15 protein-coding genes are annotated in these 15,301 nt (G+C 70.8%); 8 read left to right on the top strand and 7 right to left on the bottom strand.

From position 1 onward, the window contains the following. Positions 1 to 4: 4 nt before the first annotated feature. From ACLBX9_RS15145 to ACLBX9_RS15135, 3 genes are all read right to left on the bottom strand, one after another. Positions 5 to 1,300: an MFS transporter gene (locus ACLBX9_RS15145; protein ID WP_010682871.1), complete on the bottom strand. Its 1,296-nt coding sequence runs from the start codon at positions 1,298 to 1,300 to the stop codon at positions 5 to 7. A 164-nt stretch (positions 1,301 to 1,464) separates the two neighbouring features. Next, complete coding sequence (locus ACLBX9_RS15140) at positions 1,465 to 2,526, bottom strand: lactonase family protein (RefSeq protein WP_447719497.1); 1,062 nt, start codon at positions 2,524 to 2,526, stop codon at positions 1,465 to 1,467. 13 nt (positions 2,527 to 2,539) lie between these two features. Then, positions 2,540 to 3,847: an alpha-hydroxy acid oxidase gene (locus ACLBX9_RS15135; protein ID WP_447719496.1), complete on the bottom strand. Its 1,308-nt coding sequence runs from the start codon at positions 3,845 to 3,847 to the stop codon at positions 2,540 to 2,542. Positions 3,848 to 4,029: 182 nt separating this feature from the next. Here ACLBX9_RS15135 and ACLBX9_RS15130 point away from each other — a divergent pair, with 182 nt between their 5' ends. From ACLBX9_RS15130 to ACLBX9_RS15120, 3 genes are all read left to right on the top strand, one after another. Further along, complete coding sequence (locus ACLBX9_RS15130; protein ID WP_447719495.1) at positions 4,030 to 5,079, top strand: LacI family DNA-binding transcriptional regulator; 1,050 nt, start codon at positions 4,030 to 4,032, stop codon at positions 5,077 to 5,079. 75 nt (positions 5,080 to 5,154) lie between these two features. Continuing rightward, a complete protein-coding gene (locus ACLBX9_RS15125; RefSeq protein WP_447719494.1) occupies positions 5,155 to 5,826 on the top strand; it encodes an aspartate/glutamate racemase family protein in 672 nt (223 codons plus the stop codon). Between the two features lie 3 nt (positions 5,827 to 5,829). Beyond that, on the top strand, positions 5,830 to 6,624 hold the full coding sequence (locus ACLBX9_RS15120) for a hydroxypyruvate isomerase family protein (RefSeq protein ID WP_447719493.1): 795 nt from the start codon (positions 5,830 to 5,832) through the stop codon (positions 6,622 to 6,624). Positions 6,625 to 6,813: 189 nt separating this feature from the next. On the opposite strand, the gene ACLBX9_RS15115 is transcribed toward ACLBX9_RS15120, so the two are convergent. Together ACLBX9_RS15115 and ACLBX9_RS15110 are read right to left on the bottom strand one after the other, a co-directional pair. Continuing rightward, a complete protein-coding gene (locus ACLBX9_RS15115; RefSeq protein ID WP_447719492.1) occupies positions 6,814 to 7,845 on the bottom strand; it encodes a hydroxyacid dehydrogenase in 1,032 nt (343 codons plus the stop codon). Positions 7,846 to 7,849: 4 nt separating this feature from the next. Continuing rightward, positions 7,850 to 9,055, bottom strand: a complete 1,206-nt coding sequence (locus ACLBX9_RS15110) for an amino acid aminotransferase (protein WP_010682878.1) — start codon at positions 9,053 to 9,055, stop codon at positions 7,850 to 7,852. 211 nt (positions 9,056 to 9,266) lie between these two features. Between ACLBX9_RS15110 and ACLBX9_RS15105 the strand changes: the two genes are divergently transcribed. The 3 genes from ACLBX9_RS15105 (at position 9,267) to ACLBX9_RS15095 (ending at position 11,858) form a co-directional block, all read left to right on the top strand. Beyond that, positions 9,267 to 10,406, top strand: coding sequence for a branched-chain amino acid ABC transporter substrate-binding protein (locus ACLBX9_RS15105; protein ID WP_447719491.1), 1,140 nt, complete (start codon positions 9,267 to 9,269; stop codon positions 10,404 to 10,406). A 211-nt stretch (positions 10,407 to 10,617) separates the two neighbouring features. Continuing rightward, positions 10,618 to 10,893, top strand: a complete 276-nt coding sequence (gene infA, locus ACLBX9_RS15100; RefSeq protein WP_010682880.1) for a translation initiation factor IF-1 — start codon at positions 10,618 to 10,620, stop codon at positions 10,891 to 10,893. After that, entirely contained in the window at positions 10,890 to 11,858 is a 969-nt protein-coding gene (locus ACLBX9_RS15095; RefSeq protein ID WP_010682881.1) for a DMT family transporter, read from the top strand. The genes infA and ACLBX9_RS15095 overlap by 4 nt, the downstream gene beginning before the upstream one ends. On the opposite strand, the gene ACLBX9_RS15090 is transcribed toward ACLBX9_RS15095, so the two are convergent. After that, positions 11,828 to 12,130: a hypothetical protein gene (locus tag ACLBX9_RS15090; protein WP_010682882.1), complete on the bottom strand. Its 303-nt coding sequence runs from the start codon at positions 12,128 to 12,130 to the stop codon at positions 11,828 to 11,830. The two genes, ACLBX9_RS15095 and ACLBX9_RS15090, sit on opposite strands and share 31 nt — an antisense overlap. 155 nt (positions 12,131 to 12,285) lie before the next feature. Between ACLBX9_RS15090 and ACLBX9_RS15085 the strand changes: the two genes are divergently transcribed. After that, complete coding sequence (locus ACLBX9_RS15085) at positions 12,286 to 12,891, top strand: sulfite oxidase-like oxidoreductase (protein WP_010682883.1); 606 nt, start codon at positions 12,286 to 12,288, stop codon at positions 12,889 to 12,891. A gap of 4 nt (positions 12,892 to 12,895) precedes the next feature. Next, positions 12,896 to 13,615: an FAD-binding oxidoreductase gene (locus tag ACLBX9_RS15080; protein ID WP_447719534.1), complete on the top strand. Its 720-nt coding sequence runs from the start codon at positions 12,896 to 12,898 to the stop codon at positions 13,613 to 13,615. A 222-nt stretch (positions 13,616 to 13,837) separates the two neighbouring features. Here ACLBX9_RS15080 and ACLBX9_RS15075 read toward each other — a convergent pair whose 3' ends face one another. Further along, entirely contained in the window at positions 13,838 to 14,935 is a 1,098-nt protein-coding gene (locus tag ACLBX9_RS15075; RefSeq protein WP_010682885.1) for a calcium:proton antiporter, read from the bottom strand. Between the last annotated feature and the right edge of the window lie 366 nt (positions 14,936 to 15,301).

The raw sequence follows: 15,301 nt of genomic DNA, 5'->3' as shown, positions 1-15,301 counted from the left end.
TGGATCAGACGGGCTTGACCGCGGCGAGGGGGCCGGCTTCCACCGGGTTGGGCGGCCGCCGCACGAAGATCGCCATGGCGACGACGCCGGCCGCCGCGATCAGGGCGGCGATCACGAAGGCGCTGGCGTAGCCGCCGAGATACTGCACCGCCAGCCCCGTGGCGGTCGGCCCGATGATGCCCGAGATGTTGCTCAGCAGGTGGATGAAGCCGCTGACGCCGCCGACCCGCGCCTCGGGCACCAGCTCGTGGATTGTCGCCCAGCAGGATTGCACCGAGCTCGTCAGCATCAGCACGGCCAGCGCGATGAGCGAGACCGCCATGGCCGTGCTCGTCGCGGCGTTGACGGCGATCAGGGCGACGCCCGCGATGGCGAGCGGCACGATGGTGGTGATCTTCCGCGCGGCGAGCTTGTCGCCCATGCGGGTGTAGACGAAATCGGCGATGACGCCCCCGCCGACATAGCCGACGAAGCCGCAGGCCCAGGGGATCGAGGCGACCAGCGCCATCTCCTTCACCGGCATGTGCAGGGCGTCGGTGAGGTAGCTCGGGAGCCACGAGAGGAAGATGTAGAGGGTGTAGTTCACCGCGAACATGCCGAGGCCCAGCGACAGGGTGCTCGGCAGGAACAGGTATTCCTTCAGCGACCGGGCGTGATCGGAGGGCGCGAGGTGCGTGACGGCCCGGCTGCGCTCCACGAGGGCGATCTCCTCGGGATCGACCCGCGGGTTGTCCTGGGGCCGGTCGGTCATCAGCAGGCGCCACGCCACGACCCAGAGCAGGCCGGCGGCGCCGATGGCCACGAACGCCACCCGCCAGCCATACTGGATCGCCAGCAGGCCGACGACCGGAGCCGCGATGGCGCTGCCGACTGTCTGGCCCGAGAAGGTGAAGCCGATGGTCCGGGCGGTTTCCTCGCGGGGGAACCACGTGGTGATGGTGCGGTTCGTGGTCGAGTTCATGGGCCCCTCGGCGAAGCCGAACAGGGCGCGGACGATGAACATCTGCGCGAACCCGGTCACCGCGCCCGTGAGCATGCACAGGATCGACCACGAGGCGGCGGCCCAGCTGTAGACGCTGCGCGGCCCGTAGCGGTCGGCGAGCTGCCCGCCCACGAAGGCGAAGATCGCGTAGCCGAAGAAGAAGGTCGAGAAGATCACCCCCAGTTCCGAGGGCGAGAGGTTGAGGTCCTGCTTGACGAACGGCGCCGCGACGCCGAGCGCGGCGCGGTCCATGTAGTTGATGATCCCGGCTATGAACAGCAGGAACGCGATCAGGAACCTGTAGCGCTTGGCGAACATGGCGTTTCCTCTGGCGACGGTGCGAAGCGTTTCGCGTTCTTATTTGCCCTGTACGGATCGAAAGCAGCTTCGCGTCTCGTCCTCATCACCGACAGTGGCGGGAGGATTTGCGGGAGAGATCTCTGCTCTTGAGGCCGGGAAGCCCTGCAGGTCGCTTGCTGCTCCTACAGGAACGCGATGGTGCAGGGGCTGAGGCTCGGACGTGAGCCCGTCCGGGTGAGGTCCCCGCTCGTGGGATCGATGGCGAATTCCACGAGGCTGTCGCCCTGCTCGTTGGCGACGAGGAGGTGTTCCCCGTCCGGCGCCAGAACCATGAAGCGCGGGTCGCGGCCGCCCGCCTGCGTCCAGCCGGCCGGATCGAGCCGCCCGGCGATGTCCACGCGGAACCGCGCGATCCCGTCCTGGCCGCGGTTCGACGCGTAGACGAACCGTCCGTCGCGCGTGATCACGATGGCCGCCGCGGTGCTGGCGCCGAAGAAGTCCGGCGGCAGGGTCGAGGCGAGATGCAGGGGCGTCAGCGTTCCGGACGCCGGGTCCCAGCGGCAGGTGGCGAGGCTCGAGTCCAGCTCGTTGACCAGGAAGGCGAGGGGGCGGCTCGGATGGAACGCGATGTGGCGCGGCCCGGCGCCGGGGCGCATCGCGGTCTCCGAGACGAGGGCGAGCTGCTCCCCCTCCCGTCGCAGCACGAAGACGCGGTCCAGCCCCTTGTCGGGCACGAGCGCGTGGCGGCCGTCCGGCGACAGGACCACGTGGTGCGGGTGGGCGCAGGCCTGCTCGGTCCGGTGCGGGCCGGTCTCCCCCGGGAGCGGCAGGACGTGGCTGGCCGGTTCCAGCCCGCCATCGGCGCGGACCGGCATCAGGGCGACCGAGCCGCTGGCGTAGTTGGCGACGATCAGGAACCGTCCGTCCGGATCGAGCGCCTGATGCACGCTGTTGGTGCCGCCGGTATCCGCGCCGCCGAGGGCGCGCAGGGCACCGCTCGCGTCGGCCGCGAAGGCGCTCGCTTCCGCGCCGTCGCCCTGGACGGTGTAGAGCACGGCGCGCCCCGGGTCGGTGACCAGGAAGGACGGGTTGGTCAGCCCCTCGACCCGCCCGAGATGCGACCACGACTCGAGGCCGCCGCCGACCCGGTAGATGTCGATGCCCCGGCCGCGGGCCCTGCGCCGCTCGGTGGTGAAGCAGCCGACGAAGGCGAGGCCGAGGGGCGCGTGCGCGGTGTCGGGCATCGAGATCTCCGGATCAGCCCCGCCGCGGGACGCGGCGCAGGAAGTCGGGGGTGAGCTCCGACAGGCGGTTCACGCCGATCAGCGCCATGTCGCGGTTGAGTTCCTCCTTGAGGATCCGCATCGCGTGCTCGACGCCCGTCACGCCGCCTAGCGCGGCGGCGAACATGAAGGGGCGCCCGAGCAGGACGAAGTCGGCGCCGAGCGCCAGGGCCTTCATCACGTCGGTGCCCCGGCGGATGCCGCTGTCGACGATGACCTTCAGCCCGCCCTTCCGGGCGGCGATCTCCGGGAGCACGTCGAGGGGCGCGACGGCGTAGTCGAGCTGGCGCCCGCCATGGGTCGAGAGGATCACGCCGTCCGCGCCGCATTCGCGGGCGATATCGACATCCTCCGGCGCGAGCAGCCCCTTCACCAGGAGATTGCCGGACCACCGCTTCCGGATCGCCTCCAGGTTCTTCCAGGAGAGCTGGTCGCGGGCGATGGTGTTGCGCACCGCGCCCTGGGACATCATCGGCGGCCCGCGCTCGGCCTCGGTGTTCTCGAAATGCGGCGCGCCGTGCTTCAGGAAGGTCCGGGCCACGGTGCCGATGAGCCAGCGCGGATGCGTCGCGCTCTGCCACGCCACCTTGGGCGTCACCTTGATCGGCATGGAGAAGCCGCTGCGGATGTTGTGCTCCCGGTTGCCCAGCGTCGGCGTGTCCGCGGTGACCACGAAGGTGCGGTAGCCCGTAGCCGCGACCCGGTCGAGCAGGCGGTCGATCCGGTTCTGGTCGCCCGGCAGGTAGCCCTGGAACCACGCCTGCGGGTTCTGGGCGTGCACGTCCTCCAGCTTGATCAGCGAGGAGGCGCTGAGACACATCGGGACGTTCATGCGCCGCGCCGCCTCGGCCAGCACGAGGTCGCCCCGGTAGGCGATGAAGGCGGCCCCGCCGAGCGGCCCGATGCCGAAGGGCGCCGCGTAGGTCTGGCCGAACAGCGTGGTGGCGGTGTCCCGCGCCGAGGTGTCCCGCATCAGCCGCGGCACCAGGGCATAGTCGGCATAGGCGCCGCGGCTGTGCGCCAGGGCCGAGCCGGTCTCCACCCCGCCCGACACGTACTGGAAGATCATCGGCGGCAGGAGCCTGCGCGCGTGGCGCTCGAAATCGTCCAGCGCCAGCAGGTCGCGGAACCGGTAGGGCGTGACCGCGTCGCTGCGCTTCAGGCTGGTGACGATCGCCTGCGGCGCGGCGATGCCCGCCGCCGTCGCGTCGGCCCCGCCGACGGTCGGCGCCGCGCGCTCGGGTGCGCCCAGCCCGGAGGCCGGCTGGTCGAGCGTCGCCATCGGGGCCTCCCTGTCGGTCGTTGGATGAGCCATTTTTGAAAGCGCTTTCAGATAGCCAGCCTGGCGGAGGGGTGTCAATATACTGCTTGTCTGCGCGTCGGATCCGGTCGAACGCACGGAGGATTCGGCATGCGGCGTATCGCGCCCCATGTTTCCGCGGGTCAATTGGAGGGGCCGTTTCCGTGCTGGACTTCCCGGGTGAAAGTCTCGAAGCGCCCGCGCGCAGCCCGGTGGCGCGGGACGTCGCCCGTCGCGCCGGGGTCTCGACGGCCACGGTCTCCCGCGTGCTCAACGGGTCGGCGGGCGTCCGGGCCGACAAGCGTGAGGCCGTGATGCGCGCCGCCCGGGATCTCGGCTTCGTCGCCAACGGAGCCGCCCGGGCGCTCTCAACCCGCCGGTTCATGGCGGTGGGCGCGGTGGTGCCCAACATCGAGAACGAGGCCTTCGTCCGCGTCCTGTCGAGCTTCCAGGATCGGCTGCGGCAGGCGGGCTACACCCTGGTCGCGGCCAATGCCGGCTACGACCTCGAGGACGAGCTCCGGGAGGCGACCTTCCTGCTGGAGCGGGGCATCGACGGACTGATGCTGGTCGGCGACATCCACCATCCGGATCTCCACGCCCGGATTGCCGGCGCCGGGATCCCCATGGTGCAGACCTTCAGCCTGTCCCGGGAGCGCCCCTGTGTCGGGTTCGACAACGCCGCTTCGGCGGCCCGGGCGGCCAATTACCTGATGGATCTCGGGCACCGCCGGATCGGCGTGATCTCCGGCCTGCGCAAGGACAACGACCGCGGCGGCGCCCGGGTGACGGGCATCGCCCAGGCGCTGGCCGCCCGCGGGCTGCGCCTCGTCCCCGAGCACGACATCGAGATTTCCTACGGCATCGGCGGCGGTCGCGACGGCTTCCGTCAGATGCTGGCGGGCGGTCCGCCACCGACGGCGATCATCTGCGGCACCGACCAGATCGCCTTCGGCGCCATGATCGAGGCGCGCGCCCGCGGCCTGTCCGTCCCCGGCGACCTGTCGGTGATCGGCCACAACGATTCCGACTTCGCCCCCTTCCTGGACCCACCTCTGACGACGATCCGCATCCACTCCGCCGAGATCGGCCACGCCGCGGGCGATCATTTGGTCGCGCGTATCCAGGGGAGGCCGGTGGTGCGCCTCACCGAGATCGACGCCGAACTGATCCTGCGCGCGAGCACGGCGCCGCCCCGGCGCGAGGCCGGATGACCTGCGCCATCTTGCCACCGTTTTGAAATCGCTTACAAAGCGGATGTTCCGCCTTCGCCGAACTCGGACGTCAGCATGGCTCCTCGCATCGTTCTCCTGCACGCGACTCCGGTCGCCATGGCACCGATTCAGGCCGCGTTCGCGGAGCGGTGGCCCGAGGCCGAGACGGTCAATCTCCTCGACGACGGCTTGTCGGCGGACCGGGCGAAGGAGCCCGGCGAGATCTCGGAGGGCATGATCGAGCGCTTCGTGCGGTTCGGCCGCTACGGCCACGACATGGGCGCCGACGGCATCCTGATCACGTGCTCGGCCTTCGGCCCGGCCATCGACCGGCTGATCGAGACGGTGCCGGTCCCGGTGCTGAAGCCCAACGAGGCCATGTTCCGCGCGGCGATCGCGCAGGGCGAGCGCATCGGCATGCTCGCGACCTTCGGACCCTCCATCGGCACGATGACCGACGAGTTCGATGAGTTCGTGGGGCAGTCCGACCGGCGGGCGAGCCTGCGCACGATCCTGGTGGACGACGCCATGGCGCGCCTGCGGGCCGGCGATGCCGAGACCCACAACAGGCTGATTGCCGAGCGGGCGCCGGAGCTGGCCGATTGCGACGCGATCATGCTGGCGCATTTTTCCACGTCCCGGGCGGCCGAGGCGGTGCGGAAGGCCGTGACCGTCCCGGTCCTCACGGCGCCCCACGCGGCCGTCGACCGGATGCGCGCGATGATCGAGACCGGCAGGAGCGCCTGAACCATGAAGCTCGGTGCCTACAAGGACCGCCTCAGCGGCCATTGCGGATTCCTGTTCACGGAACTGCCGCTCGCCGAGCGCTTCGCCGCTGCGGCGCGGGCAGGTTTCCGGGCGGTCGAGCACCCCAACCTGTTCGCGACGCCGGCCGCGGAGGTGGCGGGCTGGCTCGAACGGGCGGGTGTCCCGCTGGTCCAGACCGGTTTTCCGGCGGGCGACGCCGCGAAAGGCGAGAAGGGCTTCGCGGCGCTGCCCGACAAGGTGGATTACTATCGCTCCACCATCGCGCCGACCCTCGACTACGTGGCGCAGCTCGGCTGCCGCATGGTCCACCCGATGGCCGGCGTCCGGCCGGCGGGGGTCGAGCAGGCGCGCCTCTGGGACACCTATCTCGACAACCTCGCCTTCGCGGCTGACGCCGCGAAGGCGCGCGGCATGACGGTGATCGTCGAGCCGATCGGCCCGGGCTCGATCGCGAACTACGTGATCGACGACCCGATGGTGGCGGTGGAGGCGATCCGTGCGATCGGCCGCGACAACGTCAAGCTTCTGTTCGACGCCTACCATTGCGTCTGCCTGGGTCACGACCCGGCGGCGCTGATCCGCGCCCACGCCCCGCTCATCGCCCATGTCCAGATCGCCGACGATCCCGGCCGGCACGAGCCCGGGACCGGGACGATCGCCTTCGATCCGATCTTCGAAGCACTGGAGGCGGTCGGCTATGCCGGCTTCGTCGGCTGCGAGTATCACCCTGCAGCCGGCACCGAGGCCGGGCTCGGGTGGATGCGGGCTGCAACGTGATGGACTGTCAGGATCGAAACATCCAAACCACACCCTCATCCTGAGGTGCCGGAGCGCAGCGGAGCCTCGAAGGAGCCCTCCAGCCGGCCGCGCCAGCCCTGGAGCCCTCCTGCGAGGCTCGCCGATGCGGTCACCCCAGGATAAGGGGGTGGGATGGATCAGCGCCGGATGACAGGCGCCGCTCGAAACTCAACCCAAGAGCCGCGCCCGCCGCTCCAGCACGGCCGGCCAGACCTCCGGGTTCACCAGCCGCGGCGGCCGCTCGCCGTTGAGCAGGCCGATGACCTGCTCGGCGCCCCAGGAAGCCACGTTGCGGCGCGCCTCGTGGGTGACCCCGGCGGTGTGATAGGTCGCCACCACGGTGTCGAGCTTGAGGAGGGCGGCATCGAGGTTCGGCGGTTCCGGCGACCAGACGTCGAGGCCGGCCCCCGCGAGGTGCCCGGAGGTCAGCGCCGCGGCGAGCGCCGCCTCGTCGTGCACGCCGCCCCGGGCGGTGGTGACGAACAGCGCTCCCGGCTTCATCGCCGCGAAGGATGCGGCGTCGAAGCTGCCGCGAGTCGTGTCGTCGAGGGGGCAGTGCACGGAGACGATGTCGGATTCATCGAGCAGCCGCGCCCGGTCGACCGGCTCCGCACCGCGCGCCCGGATCTCCTCGTCCGACAGCAGGGGATCGTAGGCGAGGACCCGCATATCGAAGCCGCGGGCGAGCTTGGCCACCGCCCGGCCCGTATGGCCGATCCCGACGAGACCCAGAGTCGAGCCGCCGATCTCGTGGCCCATCAGCGATTCCCGCGAGAAGCCGCGCGCGGTCCGCAGCAGGCGGTCCGACACGCAGATCTTGCGCGAGACGGCCAGCATCAGGCCGATCGCGAGTTCCGCCACCGACTGGGCATTGCCGCCCACCTGATTGACCACCGCCACGCCGGCCCGCGTGCAGGCCGCGGCGTCGACCGTGTCGAAGCCCGCGCCGCCCGACGAGACGGCCAGCAGGTTCGGGCATTCCGCCAGCAGGGCGTCTGTGACGTGCCAGCGGCGCGGCAGCTCGTCCCGTGCCGGCGAGACGTGGAAGACGTGCGCCTGCTCCAGAAGCGCCCGGAGCGTGTCCTCCGGACCCTGCAGGTCGCCGACCTGCAGGTCGATGTCGGGCTCGGCCCTCAGCCGTTCGTCGAAGACCGGGTTGATCCAGACGTTGAACCGGCAGACGCGCTTGAGGGCCGCCACCGGGTCAGCCCTTCACCACGGCGTCGATCGCGTCGATGACGTGATCGATGTTGTGGGTGTTGACGGCCGCGACGCAGATCCGGCCGGTCTCCAGGGCGTAGACTTCATGCTCCTCGCGCAGCCGGGTGGCCTCCGCGGGGCTCAGGCCCGTGTAGGAGAACATGCCCTTCTGCGCCTTGATGGCGTCGAAGCCCCGCTCGGGGTGACGCTGCTGCAGGCTGTCGGCCATCCGCTCGCGCATGGTGCGGATCCGGTCGCGCATCTCGGCGAGTTCCCGCTCCCAGTCGGCGCGCAGCTCCGGGTCGGTGAGCACGATCTCGACGATCGCCGCGCCGTGGGTGTGCGGGTTCGAGTAGCTCGCCCGGACGAGTCGCTTGGCGAAGGCCTCGACCTTGGCCTTGGCGGCCGTGTTCTCGGCCACGATGGTCAGGGCGCCGACGCGCTCGCCGTAGAGCGAGAACGACTTCGAGAACGAGGAGGCGACCAGGAACTCCTGGCCGGATTCGGCGAAGAGGCGCACCGGCTCGGCATCGGCGTCGAGGCCGTTGCCGAAGCCCTGGTAGGCGATATCGAGGAACGGGATCAGGCCGCGCTCGGCCATCAGGGGCACGAGGTCGCGCCACTCGTCGAGGCTGAGATCGGCCCCGGTCGGGTTGTGGCAGCAGGCGTGCAGGACGACGATCGAGCCCTTCGGCAGATCCTGGAGGGCGGCCCGCATGGCGGGATAGTCGGCGCCACCGGTCTCCGCCGAGAAGTAGGGATAATCGACCACGGTGAAGCCCGCCTGCGTGAACAGGGCCTTGTGGTTCTCCCAGCTTGGGTTGCTCACCGCGACGGTGGCGCCCGGATAGAGCTTGGCCAAGACGTCCGCGCCGGTCTTCAGGGCGCCGGTGCCGCCGATGCTCTGGAGCGTCGCGACCCGGTTCTGCGACAGGATCGGCGCGCCCTTGCCGAACAGCAGTTCCTGCACGGCGTCGCGGAACGGCTTGGTGCCCTCGATCGGCCGGTAGGTCTTCGGCAGGCCCTTCTCGATCCAGCGCTTCTCGGCAATCTGCACGGCGCGCAGGCGCGGCACCTTGCCGTCCGCGTCCGTGTAGACGCCGACCACGAGGTTGAGCTTCTTCGGGCTCGGGTCGGCGTTGAAGGCCTCGAACAGGCGCATGATCGGGTCGAGCGGCGCGTCCTGGATGCCGGCGAACAGCGAGGTCATGATCGTCAATCGTCCCAGAGGGTCTTCGGCGGTGACGCGCGCGGGCGCCCCGTCAGGCCCGGCAACGGACCGGGCCGCCGCCCTTATTTCGCACAACGCGGCCAATCGCCAGCGCTTCCACGCGCATCAGCGTCCCGATCCGCTCAACGATGACGACCGAGCGTCGGTGCGGCCCTTCCGGAGGGCCCCGTCTCGGCCCTAGAGTGGCGCCATGATGCGTCGCCTCGTTCTGATCCTCGCGGGCTTCCTCGCCGTCGGCCCGGCCGACGCGCAGGCGCCGGTGCGGATCGGGTTGTCGGCCCCTCTGACGGGGCCGGACGCCGCCTTCGGCCAGGGCTTGCGGCAGGGCGCCGAGCAGGCGGTGGCCGATCTCAACCGCACCGCCGGCGGGCGCGCGCGCTGGGTCCTCGTTCCGGCCGATGACGGCGGCGAGGGGCGGCAGGCGGTGGCGGTCGCCCGGAAGTTCGCCGCCGACGGCATCCGGCTGGTGGTCGGTCCCTTCGAGTCGGGCGCGGTGGCCGCAGCGGCACCGGTCTACGAGGATGCCGGCGCCGTGCTGGTGACGCCGGGGGCGGCCTACGCGCCGCTCACCGGCCGGGGCCTGTGGAACCTGTTCCGGCTGGCCCCGAGCGACGCGCAGCAGGGGCAGGTGGCGGGGGCTTATCTTGCCAGGGCCTTCGCCGGACGGCGGATCGGCATCCTGAACGACCGCTCGACCTTCGGCCGCGGCCTCGCCGATGCGGTGGCGGCCCGGCTGAAGGAGGCCGGCATGCCGGAGGTGCTGTTCGACGGGTTCGCCCGGGGCACGCGCGACCTGTCCGATCTGGTCGCCCGGCTGCGGGCCGCGCGGGTCGAGGCGGTGTATTTCGGCGGCCTTGCCCCGGAGGCCGCCACGCTGCTTCGCGCCCTGCGGGAGGCCGGCCTCCAAGCGACGCTGGTGGCGAGCGACGGCATCCTCGATCCCGGCTTCGCCGCGGCGGCCGGCAGCGCGGGGGAGGGGACCGTGATGACGCTGCCGCCCGACCCGCCGCGCCTGCCGGAGGTCCGGGGCGCCCGTGCCGCGCCGCGCAGTCCCGAGACGGAGAGCGTGGCGGCGGAGGCCTACGCGGCCGTGCAGCTCCTCGCGCAGGCGGTCGAGCGTGCCCGGGTGGCCGATCCGAAGACCGGCCGCATCGCCGAGGGACGCCCGGTGGCCGACGCCCTGCGCGCCGGCCAGACGCGCACGCTCCTCGGCCCGGTGGGTTTCGATACCCGCGGCGACCGGACCGGCGGCCCGATCGCCTTGCGGATCTGGCGCCGGACGCCGGACGGCCGGCTGGATTACGCCGGCAATGACCTCGCCATGCCGTGAAGCCCGGCAATTCATGTCGATGACGGATCGGCTTTCGCGGCCGTGACTTGCCGCAGCTTCCCGCGGCGACTACATGCGGGGCGTGCTGCTGAGCTGGCGCGGCCGATCTGTCGGATCGGACCCGCGCCCTGCGGCGTTTCCCGAGCTCGATGACAGCCGAACACGCATTGCCGGAACGCCTGCTGCCGGACGGTCCGACTGGAGAAGGTGCATGGCGAAAGAAGAATTGATGCAGTTCGACGGTCTCGTGATCGAGATCCTGCCGGATGCGCGCTACCGCGTGCAGCTCGACCAGGGACACGAGATCGTGGCCTACACGGCCGGCAAGATGAAGAAGAACCGCATCAAGACGCTCGCGGGCGACCGGGTGACGGTCGAGATGTCGCCGTACGACCTGGAGAAGGGCCGCCTCGTGTTCCGCCACAAGGACGAGCGCTCCTCAGGTCCCCGTCCGCCGATGCGCGGCGGCCAGTTCCGCCGCCGTTGAGACCCGCGCGCGCGGCCCGGACCGCCTCGGCCGCGCCCGCCTACCTGCTGCTCACCGCCACGGCGCTCCTCTGGGCCGGCAACGCGGTCACCAGCCGCTGGGCGCCCGGCCACGTCTCTCCCCAGGTCATCACGACGCTGCGCTGGGCGGTCGCCTGCACGGTGCTGATGCCCTTCGCCGGCCGCCATCTCGCGGCGGCCTGGCCGCAGCTGCGGCCGCACTGGCTGCGCATCCTGTTGATGGGCGGCCTCGGCTACACGGCCTTCAACTGCCTGTTCTACGCGGCGGGCGTCCATACCGGCGCGATCAATCTCGCCCTGTTCCAAGGCGCGATCCCGGTCCTCGTCATCGTCCTGAACCGGTTGGCCTATCGGGTTCCGGTCACGCCGGGGCAGGTTCTGGGTGTGGTGCTGACGCTGATCGGCGCGGCCTTGGCCGCCACGCACGGCGACTGGTCGGTCCTCACGAACCTCGCCTTCAACCGCGGCGACGTCCTCGTCTTCGGCGCCTGCCTGCTCTACGCCGGCTACACCATCTTCCTGCCGACCCGGCCGAAGGTGCCGGCCCTGGCCTTCTTCGCCGCCATGGCGCTCGCGGCCTTCGTGACCTCATTGCCGCCGCTGGCGGTCGAGTGGGCGACGGGTCACGCGGTCTGGCCCAACCGCGAGGGCTGGGCGATGGTGGCCTTCGTGGGTCTGGGGCCGTCGCTGCTGGCGCAGCTCTTCTTCATGCGCGGCGTCGAGCTGATCGGCCCGAACCGCGCCGGCCTGTTCGTGAACCTCGTGCCGATCTTCGGTGCGCTGCTGGCCGTCCTGCTGGTCGGCGAGCCGTTCGGCGCGACGCAAGGCGCCGCCTTGGCCCTGGTGCTCGGCGGGATCGCCTGCGCCGAGCGCCTGAAACCGGCGCTCGTCGCCGAGGCGACCCCGGAAGCCGCTTACTCGCAGACGCGGACGCGGCGGATGTAGACGTCGCCGTAGGGATCGACGGTCCGGCGGCGCTCGAAGTGGCAGACCGGGCCGTAATCCTCTTCGACGTAGACGGGCGGCGGGGCGCGGTAGACCGGGCGACCCGGATAGTAGCCGTTGTTGGACGACGCGATGGCGCCGCCGACCGCGAGGCCACCGAGCACGCCGAGCGCGGCCGCGCCGCCGGCACCGATCCCGTCGCGGGCCTGGGCGGCCGGCGCGAGGGTGGCGAGGCTCCCGACGACAAGGCTCGTCGCGAGAAGGTACTTCATGACTTCCCCCTGAAAGCAGGCGATTCGTGCCGATTGTCGGCACAGTCCTGCTAGCACACCCGAGATTTGGGGCGTTTGTTCGGCCGCACATGCCGGCTTGACGTGGGGTGTTCCGCCGCACCACACCGGACCGAGAGACGGGATCGGAGGCCGGCATGGTGACACGGGGCTTCGTCGGGCGCAGGCAGCCGCCCGAGAAGGGGGCACGCCTGCCGCCGGGACAATACCTCACCGACGACTTCCCGATCCTGCAGATCGGCCCCAACCCGGTGGTCGACCTCGCCACGTGGCGGTTCACGCTGCGCGAGGGATCCCGGCCGATCAAGGCGTGGAGCTGGGAGGCGTTCGAGGCGCTGCCGCGGACCACGTGGCACGGGGACATCCACTGCGTCACCAAGTGGTCGAAGTTCGACACCACTTGGGAGGGCGTCAGCTTCGACGACCTGCTGGCGGATGCCGGCATCACGGCGCCGACCGGCTACCTGCTGGCGGAGTCCTACGACGACTACACCACCAACGTGCCGGTGGCGGACCTCGTGGGCGGCCGTGCCCTGGTGGCGACGCGCTACAACGGCGAGCCGATCCACCCGGATCACGGCGGCCCGGCGCGGCTCTTCGTGCCGCATCTGTACTTCTGGAAGAGCGCGAAATGGGTGAAGGGCCTGCGCTTCACCCAGACGGACACGGCCGGCTTCTGGGAGCTGCGCGGCTACCACATGTACGGGGATCCCTGGCGTGAGCAGCGCTACACCGGTGACTGACGCGATGGTCGAGCCCATCGTCTTCCGCTGGCACTTGGCCGAGATCACCGCGATCGCGCCGGTCACGCCGCACGTGACGAGCGTCCGGCTGCGGTGCGGCCTCGCGGAATCCTACCGGGCCGGGCAGCACGTCGATGTCCGCCTCACCGCCGAGGACGGCTATCAGGCCCAGCGCAGCTATTCCATCGCCTCGGCGCAGGACGGCAGCGGGACCTTCGAACTGATGATCGAGGCGCTGCCCGACGGCGAAGTCTCCGGCTGGTTCACGCACGTCGCCGCGGTCGGCGACCGTGTCGAGCTGCGCGGGCCGATCGGCGGCTCGTTCTCGTGGGACGGGCCGGACGGTGGGCCGCTGCTCCTGGGCGGCGGCGGGTCCGGAGTCGTCCCGCTGCTGGCGATGCTCCGGCGGCGGGCGCAGGGCTGGCGCGAGATCCCGGTGGCGCTGATCTACTCGGCCCGCACCCGCGCCGAGATGATCGCGCTCGCCGAGCTGGAGGCGCTGGCCGAGGCGGATGCGAATGTCTCCCTGCACCTCGCCGCAACGCGTGATCCGGGCGGGAAGCGGATCGATGCCGCCCTCGTCGCCGGCGCGCTCGCGCGGCTCGGGAAACCCGGGAAGGTCTTCCTCTGCGGCTCGAACCGGTTCGTGGCCGCCGCCTCCGACCTGATCCTGGCACAGGGCGTCGCGCCGGGCCTGATCCGCACGGAGCGCTTCGGCGCCTGAGAGAGGCCTCATCGCTTCCGCGGTCGACGCGCTCGCTGGACCACCCGCCCCGTCATTCCAGGGCGCCGCAGGCGAGCCTGGAATCCAGAGACACCCTGATGGGAAGGTCTGGCAGGTCGGTGCGTCTGGAGCCCGGGTTCCGCTGCGCGGCCCCGGGATGACCGGGTTCTGGCACTTACGGAGTCGAAGATCTGCCGGTGCCGAATCGGTGAATGCAAACAATCAAGGGCTGAAGATCAGCACGAGGTAGACGAAGAACAGCACGAGGTGCACCGCCCCCTCCAGCACCGTGGTGCGCGAGCCCGAGAAGGTCTGCGCGCTGAGGATCAGCGTCACGGCAAGCAGGGTCATCTCGGTGGGCTTGAGGCCGAGCACAACGGTCTGCCCGGTGAGCAGGCCGATGGTGAGGATCGCCGGCACGGTCAGGCCGACCGTCGAGGTCGCCGCGCCCAGGCACAGATTGATCGCCCGCTGGAGTTCGTTGCGGGCCACCGCCTTCAGCGCCGAGATCCCCTCCGGGGTGAACACGATGGCGGCGATCAGCACGCCGCCGAGCGCCGTGGGCGCGCCCAGAGCCGCGATCCCGTGGTCGAGGATGACCGCGAGGCTCTTGGCCAGGATCACGATCGGCACGACGTTGGCGAGCAGCAGGCCGACATGCTTGGCGATGCCGCCGCCGGAGACGGATCCGGAGCCTGCCGGCGGCTCGGCCGCCTCGACGGCCTCCGCGTCGATGAAGAACTCGCTGTGGCGGCCGGTCTGGATCAGCAGGAACACGCCGTAGAGTGCCAGCGTGAACACCGAGAACGTCACCGCCTGGAGGGTGGTCAGCGTCCCGTCGCTGGTGGAACTGGTGAAGTTCGGGATGATCAGCGCGATCGTGGTGAGGGGGATGATCACCGAGAGGAAGGCCGAGGCGCCCTGCAGGTTGTAGCGTTGCTGGTGATGCCGCAGGCCGCCCACCAGGAGCCCGAGTCCGACCACGCCGTTCAGCACGATCATCAAAACCGCGAACATCGTGTCGCGGCCGAGCGTCGGCGCGTCCTTGGCCGAGAGCATCACGGCGGAGATCAGCGCCACCTCGATGATCACGATGGCGAGCGTCAGCACCAGGGTGCCGAGCGGCTCGCCGAGGCGATGGGCGAGCTCCTCCGCCTCGTGCACGACGCCGAAGGCCGCCCAGACGATCACCGCCAGCAGCCACGCGAACAGGCCCCCGGCGACCAGCGGCTGCGACAGGTCGGCGAGCCAGCCTTTGCCGAACCATGCGAAGGCCAGAACCGTCGCCCAGGCGACCGCCACCCGTAGGGCTGCCATCATGGTGGTTGTGTTCTCCGGGCGCGCCGTCGACGCCTCATTGTGCGCTGGCAGACATCGTCTTAGTCCGGATTCATGACGTGACCAGTGCGGACATGAATCATGGGGCGATGCTCGGCCGGTGCCGACGGCCCGCGCGCGGAGCGGCTTAGGAGGGCCACGACCGGTGACGCGGTGATCCCGACCCGCTACCGGCCGCAGGCTAGCCTCCAGGCTCCGGATCGAACGCGCGCAACCGCCCCATGCTGCGGCGGGAGTGGTCAGTCGGCCCGTGAGGCATTACCATCGACAGACCCGAATAAAGTCCGGCGCCTGATTCCTCCGCCGCGCGATGGCGCGCTGCCGGGCGCGGCGCGGCCGTTGAGAGTT

Source organism: Methylobacterium sp. A49B, assembly GCF_053346215.1.
Note: the sequence above shows the minus strand (reverse complement) of the source record. Positions and strands in the feature narration are given on the sequence as shown.

Excerpts from the sequence above, each read along its gene's own strand:
- infA (WP_010682880.1), top strand. The coding sequence starts at position 10,618 with ATGGCGAAAGAAGAATTGATGCAGTTCGACGGTCTCGTGATCGAGATC.
- ACLBX9_RS15140 (WP_447719497.1), bottom strand. The coding sequence starts at position 2,526 with ATGCCCGACACCGCGCACGCGCCCCTCGGCCTCGCCTTCGTCGGCTGC.
- ACLBX9_RS15090 (WP_010682882.1), bottom strand. The coding sequence starts at position 12,130 with ATGAAGTACCTTCTCGCGACGAGCCTTGTCGTCGGGAGCCTCGCCACC.
- ACLBX9_RS15120 (WP_447719493.1), top strand. The coding sequence starts at position 5,830 with ATGAAGCTCGGTGCCTACAAGGACCGCCTCAGCGGCCATTGCGGATTC.
- ACLBX9_RS15105 (WP_447719491.1), top strand. The coding sequence starts at position 9,267 with ATGATGCGTCGCCTCGTTCTGATCCTCGCGGGCTTCCTCGCCGTCGGC.
- ACLBX9_RS15110 (WP_010682878.1), bottom strand. The coding sequence starts at position 9,055 with ATGACCTCGCTGTTCGCCGGCATCCAGGACGCGCCGCTCGACCCGATC.
- ACLBX9_RS15080 (WP_447719534.1), top strand. The coding sequence starts at position 12,896 with ATGGTCGAGCCCATCGTCTTCCGCTGGCACTTGGCCGAGATCACCGCG.
- ACLBX9_RS15125 (WP_447719494.1), top strand. The coding sequence starts at position 5,155 with ATGGCTCCTCGCATCGTTCTCCTGCACGCGACTCCGGTCGCCATGGCA.
- ACLBX9_RS15135 (WP_447719496.1), bottom strand. The coding sequence starts at position 3,847 with ATGGCGACGCTCGACCAGCCGGCCTCCGGGCTGGGCGCACCCGAGCGC.
- ACLBX9_RS15145 (WP_010682871.1), bottom strand. The coding sequence starts at position 1,300 with ATGTTCGCCAAGCGCTACAGGTTCCTGATCGCGTTCCTGCTGTTCATA.
- ACLBX9_RS15075 (WP_010682885.1), bottom strand. The coding sequence starts at position 14,935 with ATGATGGCAGCCCTACGGGTGGCGGTCGCCTGGGCGACGGTTCTGGCC.
- ACLBX9_RS15085 (WP_010682883.1), top strand. The coding sequence starts at position 12,286 with ATGGTGACACGGGGCTTCGTCGGGCGCAGGCAGCCGCCCGAGAAGGGG.